We start from the raw sequence: 806 nt of genomic DNA on the forward strand, positions 1-806 counted from the left end.
ACGCTATCGAGCGCGGCGACTTCGACCACTTGCAGGGCGAGTTGGGAGACCTGCTGTTCCAGGTGGTGTACTACAGCCAACTGGCCCGGGAAGAGGGGCGCTTCGAATTCGATGGGGTGGTGGACAGCATCACCCGCAAGCTGATTCGTCGTCACCCCCATGTGTTTCCTACTGGGGACCTGTATGCGCCGCTGGACATCCCGCGGCTCGATGAAGAGCAGGTCAAGGAGCGCTGGGAGCAGATCAAGGCCGAGGAGCGCGCAGAGAAGTCCGACGCTCCGCAGCAGTTGTCCTTGCTCGATGATGTGCCGGTGGCCCTGCCGGCCCTGTCCCGCGCGGCCAAGTTGCAAAAGCGCGCGGCGCAGGTCGGCTTCGACTGGCCGCAAGCCCTGCCGGTGGTGGACAAGGTTCGTGAGGAACTGGACGAGGTGCTGGAGGCCATGGCCGACAACGACCCGGTGGCCATCACCGATGAAATCGGCGACTTGCTGTTTGTCGTGGTCAACCTGGCCAGGCACCTGAAGGTCGACCCGGAAACCGCCCTGCGCAGCGCCAATGCCAAGTTCGATCGACGCTTCCGATTTATCGAGCAGGCATTGCGCGACACCGGTCGTCCCGTGGAAGATTGCACCCTCGAAGACTTGGATGCCCTGTGGGGCGAAGCCAAACGTCAGGAAAAGAATTTGCCCAGCTGTGGCTGAGGCCGTTGCCTAAGTGAGTAAGCACCATGAGCCTTTCCCTTCGCGACCAGTTGCTCAAAGCAGGGCTGGTCAACCAAAAGCAGGCCAAGCAGGTCAGCAAAGACA

General features: G+C 61.7%; 2 protein-coding genes. Both read left to right on the forward strand.

Annotated features, from left to right (window positions below):
- Window positions 1-701: nucleoside triphosphate pyrophosphohydrolase (mazG, locus tag BLX41_RS24240; RefSeq protein ID WP_259745139.1), on the forward strand; the 701-nt coding region annotated here is incomplete at its 5' end.
- Window positions 702-727: 26 nt separating this feature from the next.
- The coding region (locus BLX41_RS36160) for a DUF2058 domain-containing protein (protein WP_259745177.1) at window positions 728-806 on the forward strand (79 nt) is incomplete at its 3' end.

The organism is Pseudomonas protegens (assembly GCF_003732485.1).
Lineage (GTDB): Bacteria > Pseudomonadota > Gammaproteobacteria > Pseudomonadales > Pseudomonadaceae > Aquipseudomonas > Aquipseudomonas protegens_B.